Below are 22,591 nucleotides of genomic sequence, written 5' to 3' on the forward strand. Positions count from 1 at the left end.
GCGTCGTCGCGCGCCTTGATGGGCGGGCTTTGGCGAGCTTCGCGACCCCTTGCATAGTGTGAACAGGCCCTAGCCTAGAACTCGTTCTGGATGTTCTTGTAGCCCTGCACCAGCGCGTTGTTGGTGCGCACCACGTCCTCCGAGAACTCGCTCGCATCCACCGAGACGGTCGGCCGTCCGTCCAGGGCGGTCTCGGGGCCGATGCGCTCGGTGGAGCGCACGTAGAAGTTCGGCGGCAGCTCGCAGCCGTCGACCACCGCGTTGTAGCGCACCACGCTGCCGTCGCCGACCGCGCAGTTGAACAGCACGCTGTTGAAGCCGATGAACACGCCCTGGCCCACCCGGCACGGCCCGTGGACGATGGCGCGGTGCGCGATCGAGGTGCGCTCGCCGATCGTCACCGGCGCACCCGACTTGGAATGGATCACCACGCCGTCCTGGATGTTCGAGTGCGCGCCGATGACGATGGGGGCTATGTGGCCGTTCGCATCGGTCTCGTCGGCGCGGATCACGGCATAGGGGCCGATGAACACGTTCTCCTCCACCACGACCAGGCCGCAGAGGATCGCGGTCGGGTCGACGAAGGCGCTTGGATGGATCTGCGGCAGGTCGCCGCGCGGGTTCTTGCGGATCATGTGGAATCTCGTCGGTCGTCGTTGGAGTGGCGGCCGGATAATGCCACAGAGATGCGTTAGTGAGTCGTTCCGGTCAGGGCGCCTTGCCCGCCTCGGCCCGTGCCTTCAGCGCCCGCGCCGCGGTGCGCTTGCCGCGCGCGCGGATGTTCAGCGCCTCGACCGCGAGCGAGAAGGCCATCGCCGCGTAGATGTAGCCCTTGGGCACGTGCTTGTCGAAGGCCTCGGCCGTGAGCACCATGCCCACCATCACGAGGAAGGCCAGCGCCAGCACCTTGACCGAGGGATGCTTGTCGACGAAGTCGCCGATCGGCTTGGCGGCCACCAGCATCACGCCGACCGAGGCGACCACCGCGGCCACCATCACGGCGATCTGGTCGACCATGCCGACGGCGGTGATCACCGAGTCGAGCGAGAACACGATGTCGATGATGGCGATCTGGCCGATCACGCCCCAGAACGCGGCCTTGCGCGCGCCCCCGTCCTCCGCGGCATCGGGGCCGTGTTCCTCGCCGGCCTCGACCTCGAGGAAGATCTCGTGCGAGGCCTTGTAGAGCAGGAACAGGCCGCCCAGCAGCAGCACGATGTCGCGCCCGCTGATGCCCTGGCCGAAGACGTGGAACAGGTCGGCCGTGAGGCCCATCACCCAGCTCAGCGAGAACAGCAGCAGCAGCCGCGAGACCATCGCGAAGCCCAGCCCCAGCCGGCGCGCCTTGTCGCGCTGCTCGGGCGGCAGCCGGCCGACCAGGATCGAGATGAAGATGATGTTGTCGATGCCCAGGACGATCTCGAGGGCGGTCAGCATCGCGAAGGCGATCCAGACATTCGGGTCCAGGAGGAATTCCACGGTGTGCTCCCGGCAATGCGGTCAGGGCGCATGCCGCTCGCCAGTGTGCAGCAGCGCGGCCGGTTCGCCAACAGGCGCGAGCGATCAGTTGGCGAGCGCCTGCAGCTTCGCCCAGTCGCCGGGCCGCGCGCCCAGTTGCTCGGGCGTGGAGCGCCGCGCGATGCGCTCGAGAAAGGGCTGCCGGTTGACCTGCGACACCGTCATGCCCTTGCCGCGCAGGAACTGCTCGTCTTCCAGCTCGCCCGCGATCACGCCCACGTTGGTCCATTTGGCGCCGTCGACCAGCACCTTCTCGACCATGGCCTGCTGCGGCGCCGAGAGCCTGGCCCAGGCGGCCTTGCCGATCACGATGCCCAGCGTGTCGTAGACGTGGGCGGTGAGCTGCACGTACTTCTGCACCTCGTAGAGCTTCTTGGCCTTCACCGTGCTCAGCGGATATTCCTGCGCCTCGACCTCGTTCTTCTTCAGCGCGTCATACAGGCCGACGTAGGGCAGGGTCACGGGCCTGGCATCGAGCGCGGTGGCGAACAGCTGGTAGGCCGAGGCATCGGGCACGTGCAGCCGCAGGTCGCGGAAGTCCTCGGGCCGCGCGAGCGGCCGGTTCGAGGTGACCTGGCGCGCGCCGTAGTAGACCGAGGCCACGAGGTGGTTGCCGCTGCGCTCGTCGTAGCCCTTCATGAGCTGGCCCAGCAGCGGGCTCGCGAGGTACTTGCGCACGTGGTCGAGGTCCTTGAAGGCGAAGGGATAGCTGCCCAGGCGCAGCGGCGCATAGCCCTCGGCCAGCGTGGCGGCCGTGACATAGGCGATCTGCACCGAGTCGTTGGCCAGCATCAGCGGGTAGTCGCTCTCCTGGCCGAGCTTCGAGGCGGGCACCACCTCGATCCTGATCTTTCCCTCGGACTGCTCGGCGATCTTGCGCGCCGCGAGCTCGGCCTGCTGGTGGAAGATGCTCGAGGCCTCGTAGACATGGCCCCACTTGAGCTGCAGCGCCTGCGCGTGGACAGGCGCCACGCCCGTGCCGAGCGCGGCGCAAGCGAGCGCCAACAGCCAGCCGCGGGCGCGATGCCGCGGCGTCGAAATCGTCATGGTGTCTCCCAGCGGTGCGGGGCATCGGCCCGGTGCCGCATGGTAGGCATCGCGCGCGCGGGCGCGATAGGGATTTGTCCGGCCTCGTGCGGCCGCCGTTTCGGCCGATGGGCGTTGGCGGCCCTATCGCCTGCGCGCCACGATGAAGGCGCGCGGATCGCCGCGCTTCGAGCCATGGCGCTCGGTGGCGAGGATCTCGAAGCCCGCCGCCTCGATCCGCCGGCTCAGTTGCGCCGTGTCGAACACCGACACGTGCGGCGCCTTGCCGAGCGCGCGGGCCAGGCCGATCGCGGGCAGCAGGAGCAGGCGCAACGGCACCGGCATGTCGCCGAGGCAGGGTGTCTTGGACACGAACAGGCCATCGCTTGCCAGCAACGCATGGATGCCGCGCAGCGTGCCTGGCAGGTCGCGCACCAGGTGCAGGTAGTTGAAGCCCAGCACCGCGTCGAAGCGTTCGGTGCCGGTCGCGAGTTCGTCCACGGTCGCGGTGCGCAGCGCGAGGGCCGCAACGGGTTGGGCGGCCAGCTTCTCCTGCGCGATCGCGATCATCTCGGTGGAGATGTCGGTCGCGAGATAGCGCCGCACGCCACCGGCGAGCCGCAGCGCGGTGCTGCCGGTGCCGCAGCCCAGTTCGAGCACGCCATGGTCCGGCCGCAGCAGGCCGCGCGTGCGGTCCAGCGTGCGCTCGTAACCGGCCGGGTCCGCGACCGCACCGCGCGCGTATTTGCGCGCGCCGCGGTCCCAGAAGCGGGTGTCGTCGGCCGTGCTCATGGCCGCAGCGCCTCGAGGGTGTCGCGCGTGGGGCCGTGAGAGCCCCACTGCACGCGCAGGCCACTCGCGGCTTCCACGCGTTCGAGCCAGTCGCGCTCGCTCGCGATGCCGGCCTCCGCATAGACCGGTTGCGCGCGCTCCAGCAGGCGCGTCAGGCGCAGTTGATGATCGAGGTCCGCCTCGGGGCCCAACGCGAGCTGCGCGATGGTTTCCCCATCGGTATCGCGGTAGCCCTCGCACCAGCGCAGGCCCGCGCGTCCGATCGCATCGAGATGGCTCGCGACCAGGCCGTCGAGCGTGCCGGCCGCGGCGATCGCATAGCGCAGCAGCACGGCATCGGGATGCCCGCGGCGGAACGCGCCCTGCCAACCGGCGTCGGCGTTGTGCGGCTCGGGCAGCCGCGCGGCGAGCGCGGGATCGTGCGTGGGCAGCGGTCCGGCGCCATGGCGCGTGAGGTAGCTGCGCAGCACGCCCAGGTGCCGCACGGGCGGCGTGCCCAGGCCGGCGTCGCACAGCACGGCCTCGACCGCGGCGGTCGAGACCGTGCTCCAGCTCGTGTGCGGATGGAAGCCGCGCCATTCGTCGAGCAGCACGCCCTGCGCGCCCTCGAACACCACGGCACCGGGCCGCGCCAGTTGCTCGGCGACCGCATCGACGCCCGCGGGCGGCGTGGCGCGCAGGCAGGGTTCGACGGCCGCGAGCCAGCGCTGCGACAGGCTGGCATCGGCCAGCAGCGTCTGTTCGCGCTGCCAATCGGGATCGGGCCGTGGCGCGAATTCGCGCAGCAACACGAGGCGCAGCGCCTCGAGCTTCTCGAATGCGAGCGCCGGCTGCAACAGGTCGCCATAGCGCAGCGCGAGGTCGGGCGCGGCCAGTGCCTGGCGCACGGTCTCGCCCACGCCCACGCCGCAGCTGCCATGGGCCGCCTCGCCGCGCGCCCATTCGCGCAGCCGGCCCGCGGCCTGGTGGAAGGGCGTGGTGACGCGGCAGCGCGCATCGATGCGCAGGCGCGCGAGCGCGTCGGGCACGCCCTTGTCGCGCAGCACGGCGGCCTCGACGAGCAGCGCCGTGGGATGCACCACCACCGGGCTCGCGAGCAGCGTGACCACGCCGGGCTGGAAGCTGCCGGCGCCGAACTGCGAGAAGGTGTGATGGCGCCCGTCGGCCAGCACCACGTTGTGGCCGGCCTGCGCGCCGCCGTTGAAGCGCACCACGGTGTGGGCGCGCAGCGCGGCGCAGAAGTGATCGGTGTAGAGGCCCTTGCCGCAGTCGCCGAAGCCCAGGCCCAGCAGCGAGAGATAGCGCGTGGCGCCGGTGCTCACGACGCGCGCGAAGGGGTCAGCCGAACAGGCGCTTCCACCACGACGAGCGCGGTGCCGACGCGGCGGCGCTCGGCGGCGCGTGGCGCGGCTTGTTCGGATCGAGCAGCGCCGCATAGCCGTCGAGCGCATGCAGCACGCCGTTGATGCGCGCCTTGTCGACGCTGCCGGTCGCGGCCATCACGCGGCCGAGCTCGTCGAGGCTGGGCACGGCCTTCTCGGTCAGCGCGACGATGCCCGCGGCCACCGCGCAGGCGTCGTCGGGCGAGTCCATGCAGATCACGTGGTCGCCGAGCAGTTCGCGCCAGCGCGGCTCGCAGCGGCGGCGGCGCTGTGCGTCGGGGATCAGGAAGAACAGGTGGCAGGTCTCGGCCGCGGCCGCGATGGCCTCCTCGATCGGGATGTCCTCGTCGAGCTTCTCGCCGACCAGGCCCTCGATCTGGTGGCGCGAGACGGCGGGGTAGGGCAGCTCGTCGCCGGTCACGAACAGGTAGCCGCGCTTCTTGCGCTTGACCCAGCAGTCCATGTCGGTGTGCTGCGCGATCACGTAGAAGGCCAGCTCGTAGCTCTCCTCGCCGGTGCCGCCGCCGCCGCCCTCGAGGTAGCTCCAGGTGAGCCACTGGTCCATCAGGTTGGCGGTGGATTCGAACTGGCCCACCTGCAGCGGCGCCCGGTCGGAGGTGGCGTCGCCGATCGCCATGAACATCAGCTGCGGATCGGCCACGCCGCAGTCGGTCAAGAGCTTCATGAAGGTCGGCAGCTCGCGGCGCGCCAGCGTCTGCGGGATGTCGCCCATGGAGCCCGTGACGTCGAGCGCGAACACGATGCCCAGCGAGTTCGGATGGTCGGCGTTGTCGCGCGCCTCGCGCACCTTGAGGCCGCGCGGGTCCATCAGCGGATGGGTGGCGGTCTGGGTGAAGACCTCGGCGCCCGACTTGGTGGCGCGGTCCGCGACCAGGGCCGCGTGCGCGGCGTGCGAATAGTTTCCGTAACCCATGGATGTTCCTCGTCGTGAAGAGAGAAGAAGAAAGGACCGTCAGCCGCCGTGCGGCGCGGGATCGAAGGGAATGAAGCGCGGCGCGCCGAAGGCCTCGCGCGCGGCCGCCGACAGCGCCTGCTCGATGCCGCGCGCGCCGAGGCGGCGGCATTCGCCGGGGTCCTCGCTGCAGCGGCGCAGCAGCGCGGCCAGCGGTGCGGGCGCGGCGCCGGTGCCCGGTTCGCCGAGGCCTTCGTGGCCATGCAGCACGGCACGCACCGCCCAGGCGCTCTGCGCGAGGTCGTCCGCGGCGCGTGCCGTGTCGTGCCGCGCGCGCGACCAGCCGATCAGCAGCACGCCATGGTCGCGCGGATGCACCAGCGCATGGGCGGGCGAGAGGTCGCCGTGCGTCCAGCCCGCGTCGTGCACGAAGGCCAGCACCTCGAGCATGCGGCGCCAGAGCCAGACCGCATGGGGCGCATCGATGCCGCGCGGGTTGGCGCGCTGCACGTCGAGCAGGCTGCCCCAGTAGCCGGTCGGATGGCGCAGCACCAGCGCCTGGCGCGCGTCTTCCGAGCCATCGGCGGCATCGATCGCGCCGAGGCCCACGGGCTGCGGCAGCCGGCGCGTGAAATAGGCGGCGCCGGGCATGGCGAGCGACTGCAGGGCCTGCAACGCGGCATGCTCGCGCGCCAGCGCCTCGGCGCCCTCCCGGCCGCGCGCCAGCTTGAAGGTCACGCGCTCGGGCAGGGCGCCGAGCCGTTCGGCCAGCAGCACCTCGCTGTGCTCGCCGGTGGCCAGCGGCGCCAGCACGCGGTAGCGCGCGCCGCGCCAGCGCAGCAGGCGCGCGCCGTCGGCGCCCCGTGCATTGGCGCGTTGCAACGCGGCGCGGAAGCTCTCGCGCTCGACCGTTTCCTCGCCGCGCGAGATGGTGGCGCCGCAGTAGCTGCAGTTGACGGTGCGCCAGCGCGCCGCGCGCGGCAGCGGCGCGGAGCATTGGGGGCAAGCGAGCGCGAGCAGCGACAGCATCGGCGCCCCGCTCGCGTCAGTCGTCGCCGCCGGACGGCACCGAGGGATCGCGCGAGGCGCGCACGCGGTCGATGCGCCGGCCTTCGAGCGCGGTCACCTCGAAGCACCAGCCGGCGCAGTCGATGTGCTCGCCCACCGAGGGCAGGTGGCCCGACACCGCCATCAGCAAGCCGGCCACCGTGTTGTAGAGGCCGCGCTCCTCGTCGGGCAGCTCGCGGATGCCCAGGCGCGCGCGCAGCTCCGACACCGGCATCAGGCCGTCGAGCTCCCAGATGCCATCGGGCCGCTCGTGAGCCCAGGCGTCGGTCTGCATGCCGGGCTGCAACTCGCCCGTGATCGCTTCGAGCAGGTCGCGCGGCGTCATGAGGCCCTGCACCACGCCGTATTCGTCGACCACGAACACCAGCCGGCCGGCGCGCGCGCGGAACTGCTCGAGCAGTTCCATGCCGGTCAGCGTCTCGGGCACGAACACCGCGGCCGTGGCCTCCTGGCCCAGCGTACCGACGTGGGCCGGGCCCAGCCGCAGCAGGTGCGCCACGCTGATCACGCCGACCACGTCGTCGAGCGAGTTGCGGCACACCGGGTACCAGGAATGCACCAGGTTGAGCGCGCCCGCGGCCGCCACCTTCTGCAGCGCCTCGGCCACGCTGAACGAGGCCTCGAGCCATTCGATGTCGGCGCGCGGGATCATCAGCGAGGACAGGCGCCGGTCGTCGAGGTGGAACACGTTGCGCACCATCTGGTGCTCGTGCTGCTCGATCACGCCGGCGTCCACGCCTTCCTCGAGGCTGGCGGAAATCTCTTCCTCGGTCACCGAGCGCGCCGCGTTGGCGTCGATGCGCAGCAGCTTCAGCACGGTGGCGGTGGCGCCCGCGAGCAGCCAGACGAAGGGCTTGGCGCCCTTGGCCAGGCCGCGCATCGGGCGCGAGACCCAGCGCGCCACCGGCTCGGGGTAGAGCTGGCCGATGCGCTTGGGCACCAGCTCGCCGAAGATGATCGTGAAGAAGGTGATGCAGGTGACCACCACCGCGGTCGACACCACGCTGGCGGTGCCCGCGCCCATGCCCACGCTCTCCATCCACACCGCCAGCGGCGCCGCGAAGGCGGCCTCGCCCACGATGCCGCTCAGCATGCCGATCGAGGTGATGCCGATCTGCACCGTCGAGAGGAACTGGGTCGGCGACTCCATCAGCTTGAGCGCCGCGGCGGCGCCCGTATCCCCGGTTTCGACCAATGCCGCGAGGCGCGCGCGGCGGCTGGTGGAAAGGGCCATTTCGGACATTGCGAACAACGCGTTGAGCGTGGTCAGCAAGGCCAGCAGGAAGACATCCATGTACGGGGGGAGAGAATGAGGAGATGGCACTTTACTTGATTGGCGACATCCAGGGCTGCGACAGCGCGCTCGGCCGGCTCCTCGACGAGCTCGCTTTCTCTCCCAGCCGCGACACCGCGGTGCTGCTCGGCGACCTGGTCAACCGCGGCCCCGAATCGGCCCAGGTGCTGCGGCGCGCGCAGCGCCTGGGCGGCGCGGCGCTGAGCCTGCTGGGCAATCACGACCTGCACCTGCTGGGTGTGGCGCATGGCGTGCGCAAGTCCGGCCGCAAGGACACGCTGGCCGAGCTGCTGGCCGCGCCCGACCGCGAGGCGATGCTCGACTGGCTGCGCCACCAGCACATGGCGCTGCACCGGCGCATCGGTTCGGGCGCGGCCGCGCGCGACCTGCTGATGGTGCACGCGGGCGTGCTGCCCCAGTGGAGCGTGGCCGACGTGCGTGCCCACGCGGGCGAGCTCGAGGCGGTGCTGCGCGGCCCCGACCTCGGCGAATTCCTCACCACCATGTACGGCAACCAGCCCGACCGCTGGAGCGACACGCTCGAAGGCAGCGACCGGCTGCGCGTGATCGTCAACGCGCTCACGCGGCTGCGGCTGTGCACCGTCGACGGCACGATGGAGTTCGAGACCAAGGACGACGCGGCCCAGGCACCCGCGGGCTACATGCCCTGGTTCGACGTGCCGGGCCGCCGCACGGCCGAAGCCACGGTCGCCTTCGGCCACTGGTCCACGCTGGGCTGGGTGTCGCGGCCCGACCTGCTGTCGACCGACACCGGCTGCGTCTGGGGCGGTTGCCTCAGCGCGGTGCGCATCGGCGCCACGCTCGACGAGCGCGAGCGGATCCAGGTGAAGTGCGAGCAGGCGCAGAAGCCCGGCAAGGGCGCCTGAGCCTCCGTTCGTTCAGAGCGGGTGCGTCATCAGGCTGTAGATAGTGCGCACGCCGCTCACGTAGTTGCCCAGCCGCAGGTTCTCGTTGGCCGCATGCTGGTTGTTGTCGGCGTTCACCAGCGGGACGATCGCGAACGGCACCTGCAGCACCTTGACGATCTCCGCGGTCGGCACCGTGCCGCCCATCATGCGGATGCGCACCGGCGCCGGCGTGGCGCCGAAGCTGTCGGTCAGCGACTTGTAGGCCCAGCGCCCGATCGCCGAATCGATCGGCGCGCCGGCCGCGTCGGCGCCCTCGCTCTGGTAGCTGAAGGTCGCGAGCTTGTCGTAGCGCGCGCGGTCCTCGTCGCTGGGCGCGCCCTTCACGAGGTGGTAGCCCTGCTTGACGATGTGCTTCTCGATCAGCGCGCCCAGGTAGGCGGCGTCGGAATCGGGCGTGGTGCGCAGGTCGAGCTCGGCCACCGCGCGGTCGGGCACGATGTTCGCGACCTTGTCGCCGACCGCCGCCGAGGCCATGCCGCGCACGTTGAGCGAAGGGTACTGCATCGCCTCCTGGTAGTTGGCGCCCACCTTGTCGGTGCGCGCGATGCCCAGGCGGTGGCGCAGCGCGGTCTCGTCGTCGGGCACCGCGGCCATCACCTGGCGGTCGGCCGCGCTGATGCGCACCCGGTCGTAGTAGCCGGCCACGGTCACGCGGCCCTGCTCGTTCTTCATCGAGGCCAAGAGGGTCGCGAGCCGCTGCGCCGGGTTGGGCGCGTAGTTGCCGTAGTGGCCGCTGTGCAGCGGCACCTTGGCGCCGTAGACCGTGAGCCGCGCCTCGGCCGCGCCGCGGTTGCCGAACACCAGGGTGGGTCGGTTGGTGGCGTGCATCGGGCCGTCGTGGATCACGATGGCGTCGCAGGCCAGCAGCTCACGGTGCGCCTGCATCACCTTGGCGATCGAGGGCGAGCCCTTCTCCTCCTCGCTGTCGAGGATCACCTTGACGTTGACCGCGGGCGTGCCGCCGGCCGCCTTCAGCGCGTCGATCGCGGCCAGCATCATCATGATCGGGCCCTTGTCGTCGGCCGAGGCGCGGCCGAACACGCGCCACTCGGGATCGACCGGGCCGTCGAACAGCGGCGCGGCATCGATCTCCTCCCAGCCGCCGTCGGCCGCGCGGCGCTTGAGCACCGGCGTCCACGGGCTCTTCTGCGCCCACTGCGCGGGAATCACCGGCTGGCCGTCGAGGTGCATGTAGAACAGCACGGTCTTGCGCGCCGCGTCGTGCCCCGGCAGCTCGGCGTAGAGCATCGGCTTGCCGTCGTTGTCGAGCTGGCGCGTCGCGAAGCCGCGCTTCTCGAAGGCCTTGGCGAGCCAGTCCACGTTCTTGCGGATGTCCTCGGGAACGATCGCGTCGTTGGGCAGCGAGAGCAGCTCGAAGTACTCGCGGTAGCTGGCCTGCGCGTGGCGTTCGGCCTCGGCCTGCGGCAGGTCGGCCGCCTGGGCCAGGCCGGTGCCGGCGATCAGGGCGGCGGCCAGCAGGGCGAGCAGGGTGCGTGGGCGGGGCGCGGGGCGGTGGAGGAGCGGGAGGTGCATGCGCGGATCGTTCGGTGGGGGTGAGGGAAGGGGCTGGCCGGGGCGGCCACCGTGCAGCTTAGGCAGGCCGCCGCTTTTGAACAATTGCCGTTTTTTGGCGATATCTTTGCGTTTTCCTCAAAGCGAAAGCCCGTCATGACCGCCCACCGCCTGCAGGACACCGCCCTGCGCTACTTCCTCGAGGTGGCCCGCAGCGGCTCGCTCACGGTCGCGGCCGAGCGGCTCAGCGTCAGCCCCTCGGCCATCAGCCGCCAGGTGGCGATGCTCGAGGACCTGCTCGGCGTGCCGCTGTTCGAGCGCCATCCGCGCGGCATGGTCGCGAGTCCCGCGGGCGAGCTGCTGGCCGCGCATGCGCTGCACGGCGCGCTCGAGGCCGAGCGCGTGGTGTCCGACATCCGCGGGCTGCAGGGCTTGAAGCGCGGGCGGGTGCGCCTCGCCTGTTCCTCGGGTTTCGCCAACGAGTTCCTGCCGCGCGCCATCGCGGACTTTCGCGCCGAACACCCGGGCATCCAGTTCCAGCTGCGCGCCGCGCGGCCGGCCGAGGTGACCGAGGCGGTGCTGCTCGGCGAGGCCGACATCGGCCTGACCTACAGCCGCGCCGCGGTCGACGGCATCCGCGTCGAGCGGCGCCAGCCGGCCTCGGTGTTCGCCGTGATGCGGCCCGACCATCCGCTCGCGAAGCTGCGCACCGTGACCCTGGCGCAGATGCATCCGTACCCGATCGCGCTCTCGGGCGCCGACAACACCGTGCGCCAGCTGTTCGACGTGGGCTGCAGCCAGCGCGGGCTGGTGTTCGAACCGGTGCTCGTCAGCAACCGCTTCGAGTCGCTGGCCAGCTTCGTGCTGCACGGCGGCGGCCTCACGATCGCGGGCGAGATCACGGTGCGCGACCGCGTGCGGCGCGGCGAGCTGCACGCGGCGGAGATCCGCGAGCGCGGCATGCGCGGCCGCGCGGTCGAACTGCAGACCCTGGCGGGCCGCACCCTGCCCGAGGTGGTGAAGACCTTCCTGGCCTTCCTCGGCGAGCAACTGCCCGCGCCCGCCGCGGCCTGAGTCGCTTCAGGCCGCGGCTGCGCGCACCTGTTCGAGCGACCGACGCTGCCTGCCGTCGGCATCGAAGTTGGCGGGCGAGAGCCATTGCTCGAAGCCCGCGCGCAGCGCCGGCCATTCGCCGTCGACGATCGAGAACCAGGCCGTGTCGCGCGTGCGGCCCTTGTAGACGATCGCCTGGCGGAACACGCCCTCGAACTGGAAGCCCAGGCGCTGCGCCGCCTTCTTCGAGGGTGCGTTGAAGTTGTCGCACTTCCATTCGTAGCGCCGGTAGCCGAGCTCGTCGAAGGCCAGCTGCATCAGCAGGTACTGGGCCTCGGTCGACAGCGGTGTCTGCTTGAGCAGCGGCGAGAAGGTCACGTGGCCGACCTCCATCACGCCATGGTTGGGCTCGATGCGCATCAGCGCGAGGCTGCCCACGGCGCGGCCCGTGGCCTTGTCGATCACCGCGAAGTGCATCGGGTCCGTGCTCTGCGCGATCAGCTCGACGTAGGCGCGCGCGCTCGCGGCGTCGGGCGCGCGCTCCACCGAAAGGTAGGTCCAGTCGCGGCCGTCGGGTGCCAGCGCATGGGCGGCATGCAGGTCGGCCGCGTGGCGCTCGGCCGACAAGGGTTCGAGCCGGCACAGTCGGCCTTCGATGGGCGTGCGCGGCGGGTTCGGGCGCGGCGACCAGCCGGGCAGGGCGGCGCCGATGGTCTGGCCGAACTGGTTGGTGCGCGGCGGGAGCGGGGGGTGGGAGGCGGGCATGAGGGGCTCTCTTTCGATGACGACAGGCGCTACAGTACGACCGTCGTGGCGCCACGAAAAGCGCCACGTCATGCGAATTTCATGGTGCCACGAGCAACACCCGATGACCGATGCCGCCGACCCCTTCGCCACCCTGTCAGACCCCGTGCGCCGCGCGCTGCTCGAGGCACCGCTGGCGCGCGAACGCGAGGCCGGTTCGATGCAGCGCCAGCTCCACGAGCGCCTGAAGCGCGCCATCCTCGACGGCCGCCTCGCGCCCGGCACGCGGCTGCCCGGCTCGCGCGCGCTGGCCGAGGCGCTCGCGGTGTCGCGCAACACCGTCACGGCCACCTACGAGCATCTCGCGGCCGAAGGCTACCTGCGGCCCGATCGCCAGGGCACGCGCGTGATGGAGCTGGCCGCGCCCGCGCCGCCGCGCCGCGGCCCGCGCGCGCCGGCCGTGCCCGCCACCGCCGGGCGGCTCGCGCGCATCCATCCCATGGGAAGCCGCGCCGAGCCCGAGCTCGCGCTGCGTCCCGGCGTGCCCGCGCTGTCGCATTTCCCGATCGCGGCCTGGCGCGGCGCGCTCGACCGCGCGCTGCGCGGTGCCGGCCACGCCGCGCTCGGCTATGGCAATCCCTTCGGCGAGCCCGCGCTGCGCGCCGCCATCGCGCAGCACCTGGGCCTGGCGCGCGGCGTGCGCTGCACGGCCGAGCAGGTGGTGATCGCCGAGGGCGCGCAGGAAGCCATCGCGCTGTGCGTGCGCCTGCTCACCGACCCGGGCGACACCGCCTGGGTCGAGGACCCCGGCTACCGCGGCGCCAAGTCCGCGATGCACGCGGGCGACCTGCGCATCGTGCCGATGCCGGTCGATGCCGGCGGCCTGCGCGCGAGCGAGGAGGACTGGCGGCTGCAAACGCCGCGGCTGGTCTATGCCACGCCCTCGCACCAGTACCCCTCGGGCGTGGTGCTCGGCATCGCGCGGCGGCTCGCGCTGATCGCGCAGGCGCGCGCGCACGGCGCCTGGATCATCGAGGACGACTACGACAGCGAGTTTCGCCACACCGGCGATCCCATCGCCGCCATGCAGGGGCTGGTGCCGCAGGCGCCGGTGCTCTACGTGGGCACCTTCAGCAAGACCATGTTCCCCTCGCTGCGGCTGGGCTTCCTGGTGCTGCCCGAGGACCTGCTGGCCACCGTGCGCGCCCCGCTCGAGGAGATGCTGCGCGGCGGCCACCGCCACGAGCAGCTCGCGCTGGCCGACTTCATCGAGAGCGGTCAGTTCAGCCGCCACCTGGGCCGCATGCGGCGCCTGTACCGCGAGCGCCAGCAGGCCCTGCGCGCCGCGCTCGAGCGCCACTTCAGGCTGCCGCACACCATCGACGGCGGCCACTGCGGCATGCATCTCACCCTGCGCCTGCCCGCGCGCTTCGACGACCGCCGCATCGCCGCCGAGGCGCGACGCCACCGCATGGCGCCGATGCCGCTGTCGGCCGCCGCGATCCGGCCCGGGCCGGACTGCAACGGGCTGGTGCTGGGCTACGGCAACACCTCGGCCGAGCTGTTCGAGCCGATGGCGAAGCGGCTGGCGCAGTTGGCGCGCGCGGTGGATGCCGGTTAGCTAGGCTGCGATGCCGATCCCGAAGCCGGTATCGAAGGTGGTCTTCACATCGAGCCCCTGCTTGATCAGCCCCACCTGCCGGTAGAAGTCCGCCGTGCCCTGCTGGTCGGCGACCACCTGCGCATCGATCGGCACCCACTTCTGCTGCCGCCGCTCGAACTGCAGCCTGGCGGCCTCGGGCGGGATGCCGATGATGCGCGCGAGCGTGGCCGAGAATGCATCGACGTTGCGATAGGACCATTGCTGCGCGCGCACCACGCGCTGCAGGAAGTCCTGCAGCACCGGCCGCTTGGCGGCAATCGCCGCGTCGGTGGCCGCGAGGTAGCTCAGGCCCGGCAGCAAGCCGCGGCCGCTGGCGAGCACGCGCGCATGGCCGCTGGTCTCGGCCAGCGCGGTGTAGGGTTCCCAGGTGGCCCAGGCATCGACCGAGCCCTGCGTGAGCGCGAGCTTGGCGTCGGCCGGCGCGAGGAAGCGCAGCTGGATGTCCTCGGGCTTCAGCCCCGCCGCGACGATGGCCTTGAGCGTCACGTAGTGGCCGATGGAGCCGCGGTTGGTGGCCACGCTCTTGCCCTTGAGCTCGGCCGCGCTCTTGAGCGGCGAATCGGGCCGCACCAGCACGGCCGTGCCGTAGGAGTCGGAGCGGTTGGCGCCGATCGCCTTCACGCGCGTGCCGGCCGCGAGCGCGAAGATCAGTGGCGCATCGCCGATCGGGCCCGAATCGACGGCGCCCGCGTTCAAGGCCTCGGCCAGCGGCGCCGCGGCCGGGAATTCCGACCACTGGATGTCGTACGAGAGGCCCTCGAGCCCGCCCGCGGCCTCGAGCAGCGCGCGCAGGCCGCCCTTTTGGTCGCCGGCCTTGAGCAGCGGACGCGCCTGGGCGCGGGCCTGCAGCGCGAAGGCGGGCAGGGCGGCGATGGTCGCGGCGGCGCCGCCCTGGGCGATGAAGCGGCGGCGGCTGGCGGATGGCATGCGGTTCGTCATGGCGTGACCGTGCTCAGGCCAGCGGGTCGTAGGACACGTGGTCCGCGAAGCGCGCCGGGTCGGTGCTCTTCTTGAGCACGCCCACGTTGCGGAAGTCGGCCGCGTAGAACGCGACCTCGTCGCGCAGGCTGCGGCCCAGCGGATGGTGCGCATGCGTGAGCGTGCCCAGCAGCGCGCGCAGGTCCTCCACCGGCACCTTGGGCGAGTACTTGGCGAACAGCCTGGCCGATTCGTTCGGGTTCTCGGCCACGTAGTCCGAGGCCTGCGCGATGGCGCGCACCAGCCCGGCCACGGTGGCCTTGTCCTTGCGCACCAGCTCGCCGCGCGCGCCGACGATGCAGCAGACCTTGTCCTTGTACTCGCCCGTGAGGTTGCTCGCGATCTCGACGAACGCACCCTTGTTGCGCTTCTCGATCAGGTAGACGTTCGGGTCGCCGTCGGCGATGGCGTGGATCTCGCCCTTCTGCACCGCGAGGTCGAGCAGGTCGGCCGGGTACTGGCGCCAGGTCACGTCGCGCTCGGCGTCGATGCCGTTCTTGGAGAGCAGGATCGAGAAGAAGTTCTTGCCCGGGCTCGTGATGTCCGACACGCCGATGATCTTGCCCTTGAGGCTCGCGAGGCTGGTGGCGCCCGCGGCCCTGGCGCCCACCAGGCGCACGCAGCCGCCGTGCGAGCTGCCGACGATCTTCACGTCGAAGCCCGACTCCAGCGGCTTGAGCCAGCGGTGGATCATGCCCACCGCCGCGTCGGCCTTGGCCGTGGCCAGCGATTCGAGCAGCTGGTCGGTCGAGCCGGTGTAGTTGATCAGCTCGACCTGCAGGCCGTTGCGCTCGAAGTAGCCGCGCTCCTGCGCCACCACCACCGGCGAGAGGCAGAAGGCCGCGGCGTTCCAGGCGAAGGTCAGCTTGCGCGTGGACTGCGAGAAGGCCTGCGAGGCGATCAGGCCGCCCGAGGCGACCACGGCGGCGGCGCCGCCGGCACGCAGGAGGCGGCGGCGGGAGAGGGATGCGTTCATCGGCGGTTCCAGGAGAAAGAAGGAGTCAGTCCAGCAGCTCGGGCTCGGCCTCGACCAGCCCCTGGTAGAGGCTGTCGAAGGAATGGATCGCGCCCTCGGGCCCGCCGATCTGGCCGTGCGTGTGGCGCGCCGTGGCTTCGTCGATCGGTTGCGGCGTGCCGGCGGCCTCGGCCAGCAGCTGCGTGTGGCAGGCGTTGTCGAGCGCGATGTACCACCAGGCCGCGGCCTCCACCGTCGGGCCGGCGGTCAGGATGCCGTGGTTCTTGAGGATCGCGCCCTTCCTGTCGCCCAGTGCCCGCGCGATGCGGTCGCCCTCGCTGGTGTCGACCACCATGCCGGTGAAGTCGTCGAACAGCGCCACGTCGTCGTGGAACACGCAACTGTCCTGCGTCAGCGTGTCGAGCTTGCGGCCCAGGGTCGACCAGGCCTTGCCGTAGGTCGAGTGGGTGTGGGCGGCCGCGACGATCTTGGGGTTGTGCTCGTGGATCGCCGCGTGGATCGCGAAGGCCGCCTTGTTGAGCGGGCGGTCGCCGATCACGGTCTCGCCCCTGGCATTGACCAGCAGCAGGTCGGAGACCTTGATGCGCGAGAAGTGGATGCCCAGCGGGTTGACCCAGAAGTGGTCGGCCAGCTCGGGATCGCGCGCGGTGATGTGGCCGGCCAGGCCCTGTGCGAAGCCGAAGCGCGCGAACAGGCGGAAGGCGCCCGCCAGGCGCTCCTGGCGGTGGCGGCGCTCGGCCTGCACGCTGGTGCGCGGCGGGATCGGGTCGAACCAGTACTTCTGCGTCGGCACCGGGTTGAGCTTCAGGGCCGAGGCGTTGCGGTCGATGGAAAGAACGGCGCTCATGGGGATGTCCTTTTGGGTATTTGCTCCTTCCCCCTCTGGGGGAGGGAGGAAGGCAGGGTGGTCAGGCGGCCTTGCGGACCGAAGCCGCGCGCTGCGCCACCAGTTCGCGCGTGCGCGGGATCAGTTCGCGCCCGTAGTCGGCCGCGTCCTCCAGCGGATCGAAGCCGCGGATCAGGAAGGTGGTCACGCCGAGGTCGTAGTAGTCGAGCAGCGCATCGGCGACCTGCTCGGGCGTGCCGACCAGCGCGGTGCTGTTGGAGCGTCCGCCGATCTCCTGCGCGACCGCGGTCCACAGCCGCTTGTCGAGCCGCGTGCCCTGTCCGGCCGCGGCCAGCAGGCGCCTGGCGCCCTCGCTCTGCTGCGGGCCGCCGCGGTTGTAGCCCTGCACCACGCGCAGCCGCTTCGTCTCGGCCAGGATGTGGTCGGCGCGGGCCCAGGCCTGCTCCTCCGTCTCGGCCAGGATCGGGCGGAACGAGACCGAGAAGCGCACGCTGCGCCCATGCTTCGCGGCCTCGGCGCGCACGCGGGTCGTGAGTTCGCGCGCCTGCTCGAGCGACTCGCCCCACAGCGCGTAGACGTCGGCGTACTTGCCGGCCACGGGGATCGCGGCTTCCGAGGCGCCGCCGAAATACACCGGCACGTGCGGGCGGCCGTTGCGCGTCTGCAGCGGCTTGACCTCCGAGAAGGCATTGAGCGCGCGGTAGTGCGCGCCCTCGTGGTCGAAGGGCTTGTCGGCCTGCCAGACCTTGTGCAGCACATCGAGGTATTCGTCGGTGCGCGCATAGCGCTGGTCGTGGTCGAGCCAGTCGCCGTCGCGCTTCTGTTCGTCGTCGGAGCCGCCCGAGATGTAGTGCACCGCGAGCCGCCCGCCGCTGAACTGGTCGAGCGAGGCGAACTGGCGCGCCGCCAGCGTGGGCGCCACGAAGCCCGGGCGGTGCGCGAGCATGAAGTGGATGCGCTCGGTGACCGAGGCCGCGTAGGCCACGGTCAGCGTGGCATCGGGGCCGGTCGAGTGGTGCGGCACCAGCACGCGGTCGAAGCCGGCCTGCTCGTGTGCCTGGGCGAAGGCGCGCACGTAGTCGCGGTCGATCGCCGGGCCCTGGGCGGCATGGATCTCCGAGACCTTCTGGCCCTGGATCATGCCGATGAATTCGACGCCGTTGTCGGTGGGGTTCTGGCTCATGGTGTGTGTGCGATGGTGGGAAGGGCGGGACCACCGCGAAACTAACCAGCCGCGCCGCCGATGCGAACGCAGAAAAACGAGTTTGGATATGCGCGATGCGTCGTTTTCGCGCGCACCGGGGCTCGCTAACGTGCCGGGACCATGAGCGCCATCCCCCTGCGCCGGTCCGCGGCCGGCCTGAATTCCCGCGATTCCTCCGGCCTGCCCGACGCCGCGCTGCTGGCCAGCCTCACGGCGCGCTTCGCGAGCACCGCCGCCGACCACGACCGCAGCGGCGCCTTTCCCGCGCAGAACTTCGAGGCGCTGCAATCGCACGGCCTCATCGGACTGGTCGCGCCGAGCGCCTTCGGCGGCGGCGGCGCCACGCTCGCGTCGGCGCGGCAGGTGATCGCCGCAGTGGCGCGCGGCGAGCCCGCCACCGCGCTGATCCTCACCATGACCTACCTGCAGCACCATGGGCTGGCGCGCGGCGACAGCCGCTGGCCCTCGCACTTGCGCGAGCGCGTTCTGCGCGACGCGGTCGAGCAGGGCGCGCTGATCAATGCGCTGCGCGTCGAGCCCGCGCTCGGTTCGCCCGCGCGCGGCGGCCTGCCCGCCACCGTGGCGCGCCGCGACGGCGAGGGCTGGCGCATCGACGGCCACAAGCTCTACACCACCGGCATCGAGGGCCTGGGCTGGCTCGCCGTGTGGGCCCGCACCGACGAGCCCGCGCCGCGCATCGGCGTGTTCCTGGTGCCGCGCCATGCCGAGGGCGTGCGCGTGATCGCGAGCTGGGACCACCTGGGCCTGCGCGCATCGGGCAGCCACGAGGTGGTGTTCGAGAACGTCGCGATCCCGCTCGACCATGCGGTGGACCTGCGCGTGCCGGCCGACTGGGCACCCGATGCCGGCAGCCAGACCGACATCGACGCCCAGGCCTCGCAGCAGGCCTGGATGGTGGTGCTGCTCGGCAGCCTGTACGACGCGGTCGCGCGTTCGGCGCGCGACTGGCTCGTGGGCTTCCTCAACCAGCGCGCGCCCGGCAGCCTGGGCGCGCCGCTCTCGAGCCTGCCGCGCGTGCAGGAGACGGTGGGCGAGATCGAGGCGCTGCTGCGCACCAACCGCGTGCTGCTCGACGCGGCCAGCGAGGCCGTCGACGGCGGCCGCACGCCCTCGGCGGTCGACAGCGGGCTGCTCAAGCACACCGTCACCGGCAACGCGGTGCGTGCCGTCGAGCTCGCGCTGCAGCTCACGGGCAACCACGGCCTCGCGCGCCAGAACCCGCTCGAGCGCCATTACCGCGACGTGCTGTGCAGCCGCATCCACACGCCGCAGAACGACGCGATCCTGGTCGGCGCGGGCAAGCGCGCGCTGCTGTCGACGGGAGCCGCCGCATGACCGATCTGCTGTTTTCCAAGGCATCGCGCCGCCGCTGGCTCCAGCAGGGCGCGGCGCTCTCCTTCGCGGCCACGGCCTCGTTGCGCGGCTGGGCCCAGCCGCAGACCTCGCTGGTGCTCGGCGACCAGGCCGGTGGCCTGCGCTCGCTGTTCGAGGCCTCGAAGGCGCTCGAGGGCGCGCCCTTCGCCTACCGCTGGGCCAACTTCCAGGGCGCCGCGCCGCTGTTCGAGGCGCAGCGCAGCGCGGCGGTCGACACCGCGATGGCCGGCGACCTGCCGGTGCTCGCCGCGGCCGTCGGCAGGACGCCGCTGAAGATCGTCGCCACGCGCGTCGGCAAGGCCGACTCGCTCGGCATCGTGGTGCAGCCCGATTCGAAGCTGCGCAGCGTGGCCGAGCTGCGCGGCCAGACCGTGGTCGTCTCGTCGGCGCGCGGCAGCATCTCGCAGTACCAGCTCTACGGCGCGCTCGAGGAGGCCGGCGTGCGGCGCGACGAGGTCACGGTGAAGTTCGTGCTGCCGACCGATGCGGCGGCCGCCTTCGCCTCGCGCCAGATCGACGCCTGGGCCATCTTCGATCCCTACTACACGATCGCGCTGCAGCAGGGCGGGCGCATCCTGCGCGACGGCCGCGGCATCAACACCGCGCTGGGCTTCATCACCGCCAGCGAACCTTCGCTGGCCGATCCCGCCAAGCGCGCCGCCATCGTGCAGTTCCTCGACCGGCTGGGCCGCGCGGGCGACTGGGCGCTGGCCAATCCCGAGGCCTACGCGCAGGCCTACAGCCAGCTCACGCGGCTGCCGATCGAATCGGCCCGGCTCATCACCGCGCGCGCCTCGGTGGCCGCGCGGCCGGTGAGCGAGGCCGACATCGTGGCGCTGCAGGCCGTGGCCGACCGCTCCGCGCGCGACGGCATCCTGCCGGTGCGCGTCGACGTGCGCGCGATCTCCGACACCCAGCTCTGGAAGCGCGCGGCGTGAGCGCCGCCATTCCCGCATCGATCGCGCCGCTGCGCGAGTTCGTGGTCGATTTCGGCCGCCTGCTCGACGGCCGGCCCGACGAGCGCGCCATCCTCGCCGAGGGCGGTGCGCTGCTGCGCCGGCTGGTGGCGCGCGACGACTGGCTGCCCGAGGCCTTCGCGCAGCCCGACCCCGCGCGCTACCAGCAGTACCTGCTGCATGCCGACAGCACCGAGCGCTTCTCGGTCGTGAGCTTCGTCTGGGGACCGGGCCAGGCCACGCCGGTGCACGACCACACCGTGTGGGGCCTGATCGGCATGCTGCGCGGCGCCGAGTACAGCCAGCCCCATGCCTTCGGCGACGACGGCCAGGCGCGGCCCGTGGGCGACGCGGTGCGGCTCGACGAAGGCGACGTCGAGGCCGTCTCGCCCACCGTCGGCGACCTGCACCGCGTGCACAACGCGCACGCGGACCGCGTGTCGATCAGCATCCATGTCTATGGCGCCAACATCGGCGCGGTGCGGCGGCATACTTACCCGGCCGAGGGCGGGCGCAAGCCCTTCGTCTCGGGCTACACCAACACGCTGCTGCCCAATCTCTGGGACCGGTCCGCCGAACTCCGGGCGGTCCCGCCCGCCACCACGCCATGACCGACGCCACGCTCCAAGCCACCTCCGCCTTCCCCGTCCTCTCGTTCGCCGCCGTGCGCGAACGCCTGCTCACGCCCGGCGCCGAGATCGCGCTGCTCGACGTGCGCGAGGAGGACCCCTTCGCCCAGGCCCATCCGCTGTGGGCCGCGAACCTGCCGCTGTCGCGCATCGAGATCGAGGCCTGGCGCCGCATCCCGCGCCGCGACACCTTGATCGTGCTGTTCGGCGAGCACCGCGGCACCGACCTCGCGCCGCTGGCCGCGCGGCGGCTCGCCGGCCTCGGCTACACCCGGGTGCACCTGCTTGAGGGCGGCCTCGAGGGCTGGCGCGCGGCCGGCGGCGAGCTGTTCCGCGACGTCAACGTGCCGAGCAAATCGTTCGGCGAACTGGTCGAGCACGAGCGCCACACGCCCTCGCTCTCGGCGCCCGAGGTGAAGGCGCTGATCGACGAGCGCGCCAACGTGGTCGTGCTCGACGCGCGCCGCTTCGACGAATACCAGACCATGAGCATCCCGGGCGCCACCAGCGTGCCGGGCGCCGAACTGGTGCTGCGCGTGCGCGAGCTCGCACCCGATCCGGCCACGCGTGTGATCGTCAATTGCGCGGGGCGCACGCGCAGCATCATCGGCACGCAGTCGCTGGTGAATGCCGGCATTCCCAATCCCGTGGCCGCGCTGCGCAACGGCACGATCGGGTGGAAGCTCGCGGGGCAGGTGCTCGACCATGGGGCGGTGCGGCGTGCGCCCGAGGCGGTGAGCGAGGCGCATCGTTCGCAGGCGCGTGCCGATGCGCGGCGCGTGGCGGAGAAGGCGGGGGTGCGGTGGGTGGCCGTCGATGCCGTGGACGCGCTCGAGGAGGCGGGGCGGACGGTCTATCGCTTCGATGTGCGCACGCCCGAGGAATACGCGGCGGGTCATCTTCCCGGCTTTGCCGGCGCGCCCGGCGGGCAGCTGGTGCAGGAGACGGATCACCAGGTGCCGGTGCGGCATGCGCGGATCGTGCTGGCGGATGACGATGGGGTGCGGGCTTCGATGTCTGCGTCCTGGCTGGCACAGATGGGGTGGGAGGTCTATGTGGTGGAGCCTGTGCCTGCTGCTGATGCGTTGAGCGAACGCGGTGCTCTGGCCGCTGTGTATCCGGAAGTGGCTCGGGCCGTTGGAGAGATCGAGCCGCTGGACCTGGCTCGGTTGCTCGACGGGGATGCTTCATCGACCGCGTTGATCGATGTGACGGCCAGTGCGAACTATGTGAAGCGGCATGTGCCGGGGGCGTGGTTTGCGATTCGGGCGCAGCTCTTGGATGCGGTGGCTGGCGTCATTCCTTTGGCTCGGCGCTATGTGCTGACTTGTGGGAGCAGTTTGCTGGCTCGGTATGCGGCTTCGGATCTGAGGGAGTGGCTCGATTCGCGTGGGGAGCTGGATGTGGAAGTGCTCGTGCTACGTGGCGGGAATGCGGCCTGGTTTTCTGCCGGGCTGCCTTCCGAGGCTGGTGAGACTCGCCTGGGTAGTGAGAGGACTGATCGGTATCGGAGGCCTTATGAAGGGACCTCGGCTTCCGTGGAGGCTATGCAGGGGTATCTGGATTGGGAGTTCGGGCTGGTCGAGCAGTTGGGGCGGGATGGGACGCATCGGTTTGTCGTGGTCTGAATTTGGGGGCGCTTTTTGCTTAGGCTGTTGGCCGGGTCTCGCCCCGGCGGGCGACTCACTTTTCTTGTCTCGCCAAGAAAAGTA

At 71.5% G+C, this 22,591-nt stretch carries 21 protein-coding genes; 7 read left to right on the plus strand and 14 right to left on the minus strand.

Annotation, left to right across the window (positions count from 1 at the left end; all coding sequences use genetic code 11):
• Positions 1 to 74 precede the first annotated feature (74 nt).
• The 8 genes from ACODT0_RS40930 to ACODT0_RS40965 form a co-directional block, all read right to left on the minus strand.
• Positions 75 to 635 (minus strand): gamma carbonic anhydrase family protein, encoded by a 561-nt coding sequence (locus ACODT0_RS40930; protein WP_057591942.1) that lies wholly within the window; start codon positions 633 to 635, stop codon positions 75 to 77.
• 73 nt (positions 636 to 708) lie between these two features.
• Positions 709 to 1,437: a TerC family protein gene (locus tag ACODT0_RS40935; protein WP_413764627.1), complete on the minus strand. Its 729-nt coding sequence runs from the start codon at positions 1,435 to 1,437 to the stop codon at positions 709 to 711.
• A gap of 126 nt (positions 1,438 to 1,563) precedes the next feature.
• The gene (gene dctP / locus ACODT0_RS40940; protein ID WP_296736886.1) at positions 1,564 to 2,565 is read right to left on the minus strand and encodes a TRAP transporter substrate-binding protein DctP; all 1,002 of its coding nucleotides are present in this window, start codon (positions 2,563 to 2,565) and stop codon (positions 1,564 to 1,566) included.
• Between the two features lie 123 nt (positions 2,566 to 2,688).
• Complete coding sequence (locus tag ACODT0_RS40945; protein ID WP_489043906.1) at positions 2,689 to 3,336, minus strand: class I SAM-dependent methyltransferase; 648 nt, start codon at positions 3,334 to 3,336, stop codon at positions 2,689 to 2,691.
• On the minus strand, positions 3,333 to 4,658 hold the full coding sequence (locus ACODT0_RS40950; RefSeq protein ID WP_489043907.1) for an adenylosuccinate synthetase: 1,326 nt from the start codon (positions 4,656 to 4,658) through the stop codon (positions 3,333 to 3,335). Before ACODT0_RS40950 ends, ACODT0_RS40945 begins: the two co-directional genes overlap by 4 nt.
• Before the next feature lie 16 nt (positions 4,659 to 4,674).
• Entirely contained in the window at positions 4,675 to 5,652 is a 978-nt protein-coding gene (locus tag ACODT0_RS40955; protein WP_057591938.1) for a hypothetical protein, read from the minus strand.
• A gap of 39 nt (positions 5,653 to 5,691) precedes the next feature.
• Positions 5,692 to 6,660, minus strand: a complete 969-nt coding sequence (locus ACODT0_RS40960; protein WP_261210839.1) for a protein kinase family protein — start codon at positions 6,658 to 6,660, stop codon at positions 5,692 to 5,694.
• Positions 6,661 to 6,676: 16 nt separating this feature from the next.
• A complete protein-coding gene (locus tag ACODT0_RS40965; RefSeq protein ID WP_261210840.1) occupies positions 6,677 to 7,993 on the minus strand; it encodes a hemolysin family protein in 1,317 nt (438 codons plus the stop codon).
• A 23-nt stretch (positions 7,994 to 8,016) separates the two neighbouring features.
• Between ACODT0_RS40965 and ACODT0_RS40970 the strand changes: the two genes are divergently transcribed.
• Positions 8,017 to 8,880, plus strand: a complete 864-nt coding sequence (locus ACODT0_RS40970) for a symmetrical bis(5'-nucleosyl)-tetraphosphatase (protein ID WP_261210841.1) — start codon at positions 8,017 to 8,019, stop codon at positions 8,878 to 8,880.
• A gap of 12 nt (positions 8,881 to 8,892) precedes the next feature.
• Here ACODT0_RS40970 and ACODT0_RS40975 read toward each other — a convergent pair whose 3' ends face one another.
• Positions 8,893 to 10,455, minus strand: a complete 1,563-nt coding sequence (locus ACODT0_RS40975; protein WP_489043908.1) for a M20/M25/M40 family metallo-hydrolase — start codon at positions 10,453 to 10,455, stop codon at positions 8,893 to 8,895.
• 135 nt (positions 10,456 to 10,590) lie between these two features.
• On the opposite strand from ACODT0_RS40975, the gene ACODT0_RS40980 reads away from it, so the two are divergent.
• On the plus strand, positions 10,591 to 11,508 hold the full coding sequence (locus tag ACODT0_RS40980; protein WP_413762670.1) for a LysR substrate-binding domain-containing protein: 918 nt from the start codon (positions 10,591 to 10,593) through the stop codon (positions 11,506 to 11,508).
• Positions 11,509 to 11,514: 6 nt separating this feature from the next.
• On the opposite strand, the gene ACODT0_RS40985 is transcribed toward ACODT0_RS40980, so the two are convergent.
• A complete protein-coding gene (locus tag ACODT0_RS40985; protein ID WP_489043909.1) occupies positions 11,515 to 12,252 on the minus strand; it encodes a GNAT family N-acetyltransferase in 738 nt (245 codons plus the stop codon).
• Positions 12,253 to 12,355: 103 nt separating this feature from the next.
• Between ACODT0_RS40985 and pdxR the strand changes: the two genes are divergently transcribed.
• Positions 12,356 to 13,852, plus strand: a complete 1,497-nt coding sequence (gene pdxR / locus ACODT0_RS40990) for a MocR-like pyridoxine biosynthesis transcription factor PdxR (RefSeq protein WP_489043910.1) — start codon at positions 12,356 to 12,358, stop codon at positions 13,850 to 13,852.
• On the opposite strand, the gene ACODT0_RS40995 is transcribed toward pdxR, so the two are convergent.
• The 4 genes from ACODT0_RS40995 to ACODT0_RS41010 all read right to left on the minus strand — a co-directional run bounded on the left by ACODT0_RS40995 (position 13,853) and on the right by ACODT0_RS41010 (position 17,878).
• Positions 13,853 to 14,833, minus strand: coding sequence for an ABC transporter substrate-binding protein (locus ACODT0_RS40995; RefSeq protein ID WP_489043911.1), 981 nt, complete (start codon positions 14,831 to 14,833; stop codon positions 13,853 to 13,855).
• A gap of 13 nt (positions 14,834 to 14,846) precedes the next feature.
• Positions 14,847 to 15,848, minus strand: coding sequence for an ABC transporter substrate-binding protein (locus tag ACODT0_RS41000; protein ID WP_489043912.1), 1,002 nt, complete (start codon positions 15,846 to 15,848; stop codon positions 14,847 to 14,849).
• 25 nt (positions 15,849 to 15,873) lie between these two features.
• Positions 15,874 to 16,695, minus strand: a complete 822-nt coding sequence (locus ACODT0_RS41005) for a class II aldolase/adducin family protein (protein ID WP_261210848.1) — start codon at positions 16,693 to 16,695, stop codon at positions 15,874 to 15,876.
• Positions 16,696 to 16,756: 61 nt separating this feature from the next.
• The gene (locus tag ACODT0_RS41010; protein ID WP_296739329.1) at positions 16,757 to 17,878 is read right to left on the minus strand and encodes an LLM class flavin-dependent oxidoreductase; all 1,122 of its coding nucleotides are present in this window, start codon (positions 17,876 to 17,878) and stop codon (positions 16,757 to 16,759) included.
• A gap of 141 nt (positions 17,879 to 18,019) precedes the next feature.
• On the opposite strand from ACODT0_RS41010, the gene ACODT0_RS41015 reads away from it, so the two are divergent.
• From ACODT0_RS41015 to ACODT0_RS41030, 4 genes are read left to right on the plus strand one after another with little or no spacing between them, the layout of a single operon-like run.
• Positions 18,020 to 19,255: an acyl-CoA dehydrogenase family protein gene (locus ACODT0_RS41015; protein ID WP_489043913.1), complete on the plus strand. Its 1,236-nt coding sequence runs from the start codon at positions 18,020 to 18,022 to the stop codon at positions 19,253 to 19,255.
• Positions 19,252 to 20,232 carry an ABC transporter substrate-binding protein gene (locus ACODT0_RS41020; protein WP_489043914.1) on the plus strand — a complete coding sequence of 327 codons (981 nt, stop codon included), beginning with the start codon at positions 19,252 to 19,254 and terminating at the stop codon, positions 20,230 to 20,232. The genes ACODT0_RS41015 and ACODT0_RS41020 overlap by 4 nt, the downstream gene beginning before the upstream one ends.
• Positions 20,229 to 20,861 carry a cysteine dioxygenase family protein gene (locus tag ACODT0_RS41025; RefSeq protein ID WP_296739338.1) on the plus strand — a complete coding sequence of 211 codons (633 nt, stop codon included), beginning with the start codon at positions 20,229 to 20,231 and terminating at the stop codon, positions 20,859 to 20,861. Before ACODT0_RS41020 ends, ACODT0_RS41025 begins: the two co-directional genes overlap by 4 nt.
• The gene (locus tag ACODT0_RS41030) at positions 20,858 to 22,507 is read left to right on the plus strand and encodes a rhodanese-related sulfurtransferase (RefSeq protein ID WP_489043915.1); all 1,650 of its coding nucleotides are present in this window, start codon (positions 20,858 to 20,860) and stop codon (positions 22,505 to 22,507) included. Before ACODT0_RS41025 ends, ACODT0_RS41030 begins: the two co-directional genes overlap by 4 nt.
• Positions 22,508 to 22,591: the final 84 nt, after the last annotated feature.

Source organism: Variovorax sp. FG153 (assembly GCF_057809595.1).

Excerpts from the sequence above, each read along its gene's own strand:
- ACODT0_RS40975 (WP_489043908.1), bottom strand. The coding sequence starts at position 10,455 with ATGCACCTCCCGCTCCTCCACCGCCCCGCGCCCCGCCCACGCACCCTG.
- ACODT0_RS41015 (WP_489043913.1), top strand. The coding sequence starts at position 18,020 with ATGAGCGCCATCCCCCTGCGCCGGTCCGCGGCCGGCCTGAATTCCCGC.
- ACODT0_RS40995 (WP_489043911.1), bottom strand. The coding sequence starts at position 14,833 with ATGACGAACCGCATGCCATCCGCCAGCCGCCGCCGCTTCATCGCCCAG.
- ACODT0_RS41005 (WP_261210848.1), bottom strand. The coding sequence starts at position 16,695 with ATGAGCGCCGTTCTTTCCATCGACCGCAACGCCTCGGCCCTGAAGCTC.
- ACODT0_RS40985 (WP_489043909.1), bottom strand. The coding sequence starts at position 12,252 with ATGCCCGCCTCCCACCCCCCGCTCCCGCCGCGCACCAACCAGTTCGGC.
- ACODT0_RS40945 (WP_489043906.1), bottom strand. The coding sequence starts at position 3,336 with ATGAGCACGGCCGACGACACCCGCTTCTGGGACCGCGGCGCGCGCAAA.
- dctP (WP_296736886.1), bottom strand. The coding sequence starts at position 2,565 with ATGACGATTTCGACGCCGCGGCATCGCGCCCGCGGCTGGCTGTTGGCG.
- ACODT0_RS41030 (WP_489043915.1), top strand. The coding sequence starts at position 20,858 with ATGACCGACGCCACGCTCCAAGCCACCTCCGCCTTCCCCGTCCTCTCG.
- ACODT0_RS41010 (WP_296739329.1), bottom strand. The coding sequence starts at position 17,878 with ATGAGCCAGAACCCCACCGACAACGGCGTCGAATTCATCGGCATGATC.
- ACODT0_RS40930 (WP_057591942.1), bottom strand. The coding sequence starts at position 635 with ATGATCCGCAAGAACCCGCGCGGCGACCTGCCGCAGATCCATCCAAGC.
- pdxR (WP_489043910.1), top strand. The coding sequence starts at position 12,356 with ATGACCGATGCCGCCGACCCCTTCGCCACCCTGTCAGACCCCGTGCGC.
- ACODT0_RS40980 (WP_413762670.1), top strand. The coding sequence starts at position 10,591 with ATGACCGCCCACCGCCTGCAGGACACCGCCCTGCGCTACTTCCTCGAG.
- ACODT0_RS40955 (WP_057591938.1), bottom strand. The coding sequence starts at position 5,652 with ATGGGTTACGGAAACTATTCGCACGCCGCGCACGCGGCCCTGGTCGCG.
- ACODT0_RS41020 (WP_489043914.1), top strand. The coding sequence starts at position 19,252 with ATGACCGATCTGCTGTTTTCCAAGGCATCGCGCCGCCGCTGGCTCCAG.
- ACODT0_RS40935 (WP_413764627.1), bottom strand. The coding sequence starts at position 1,437 with ATGCTGACCGCCCTCGAGATCGTCCTGGGCATCGACAACATCATCTTC.
- ACODT0_RS41000 (WP_489043912.1), bottom strand. The coding sequence starts at position 15,848 with ATGAACGCATCCCTCTCCCGCCGCCGCCTCCTGCGTGCCGGCGGCGCC.
- ACODT0_RS40960 (WP_261210839.1), bottom strand. The coding sequence starts at position 6,660 with ATGCTGTCGCTGCTCGCGCTCGCTTGCCCCCAATGCTCCGCGCCGCTG.
- ACODT0_RS40970 (WP_261210841.1), top strand. The coding sequence starts at position 8,017 with ATGGCACTTTACTTGATTGGCGACATCCAGGGCTGCGACAGCGCGCTC.
- ACODT0_RS40965 (WP_261210840.1), bottom strand. The coding sequence starts at position 7,993 with ATGGATGTCTTCCTGCTGGCCTTGCTGACCACGCTCAACGCGTTGTTC.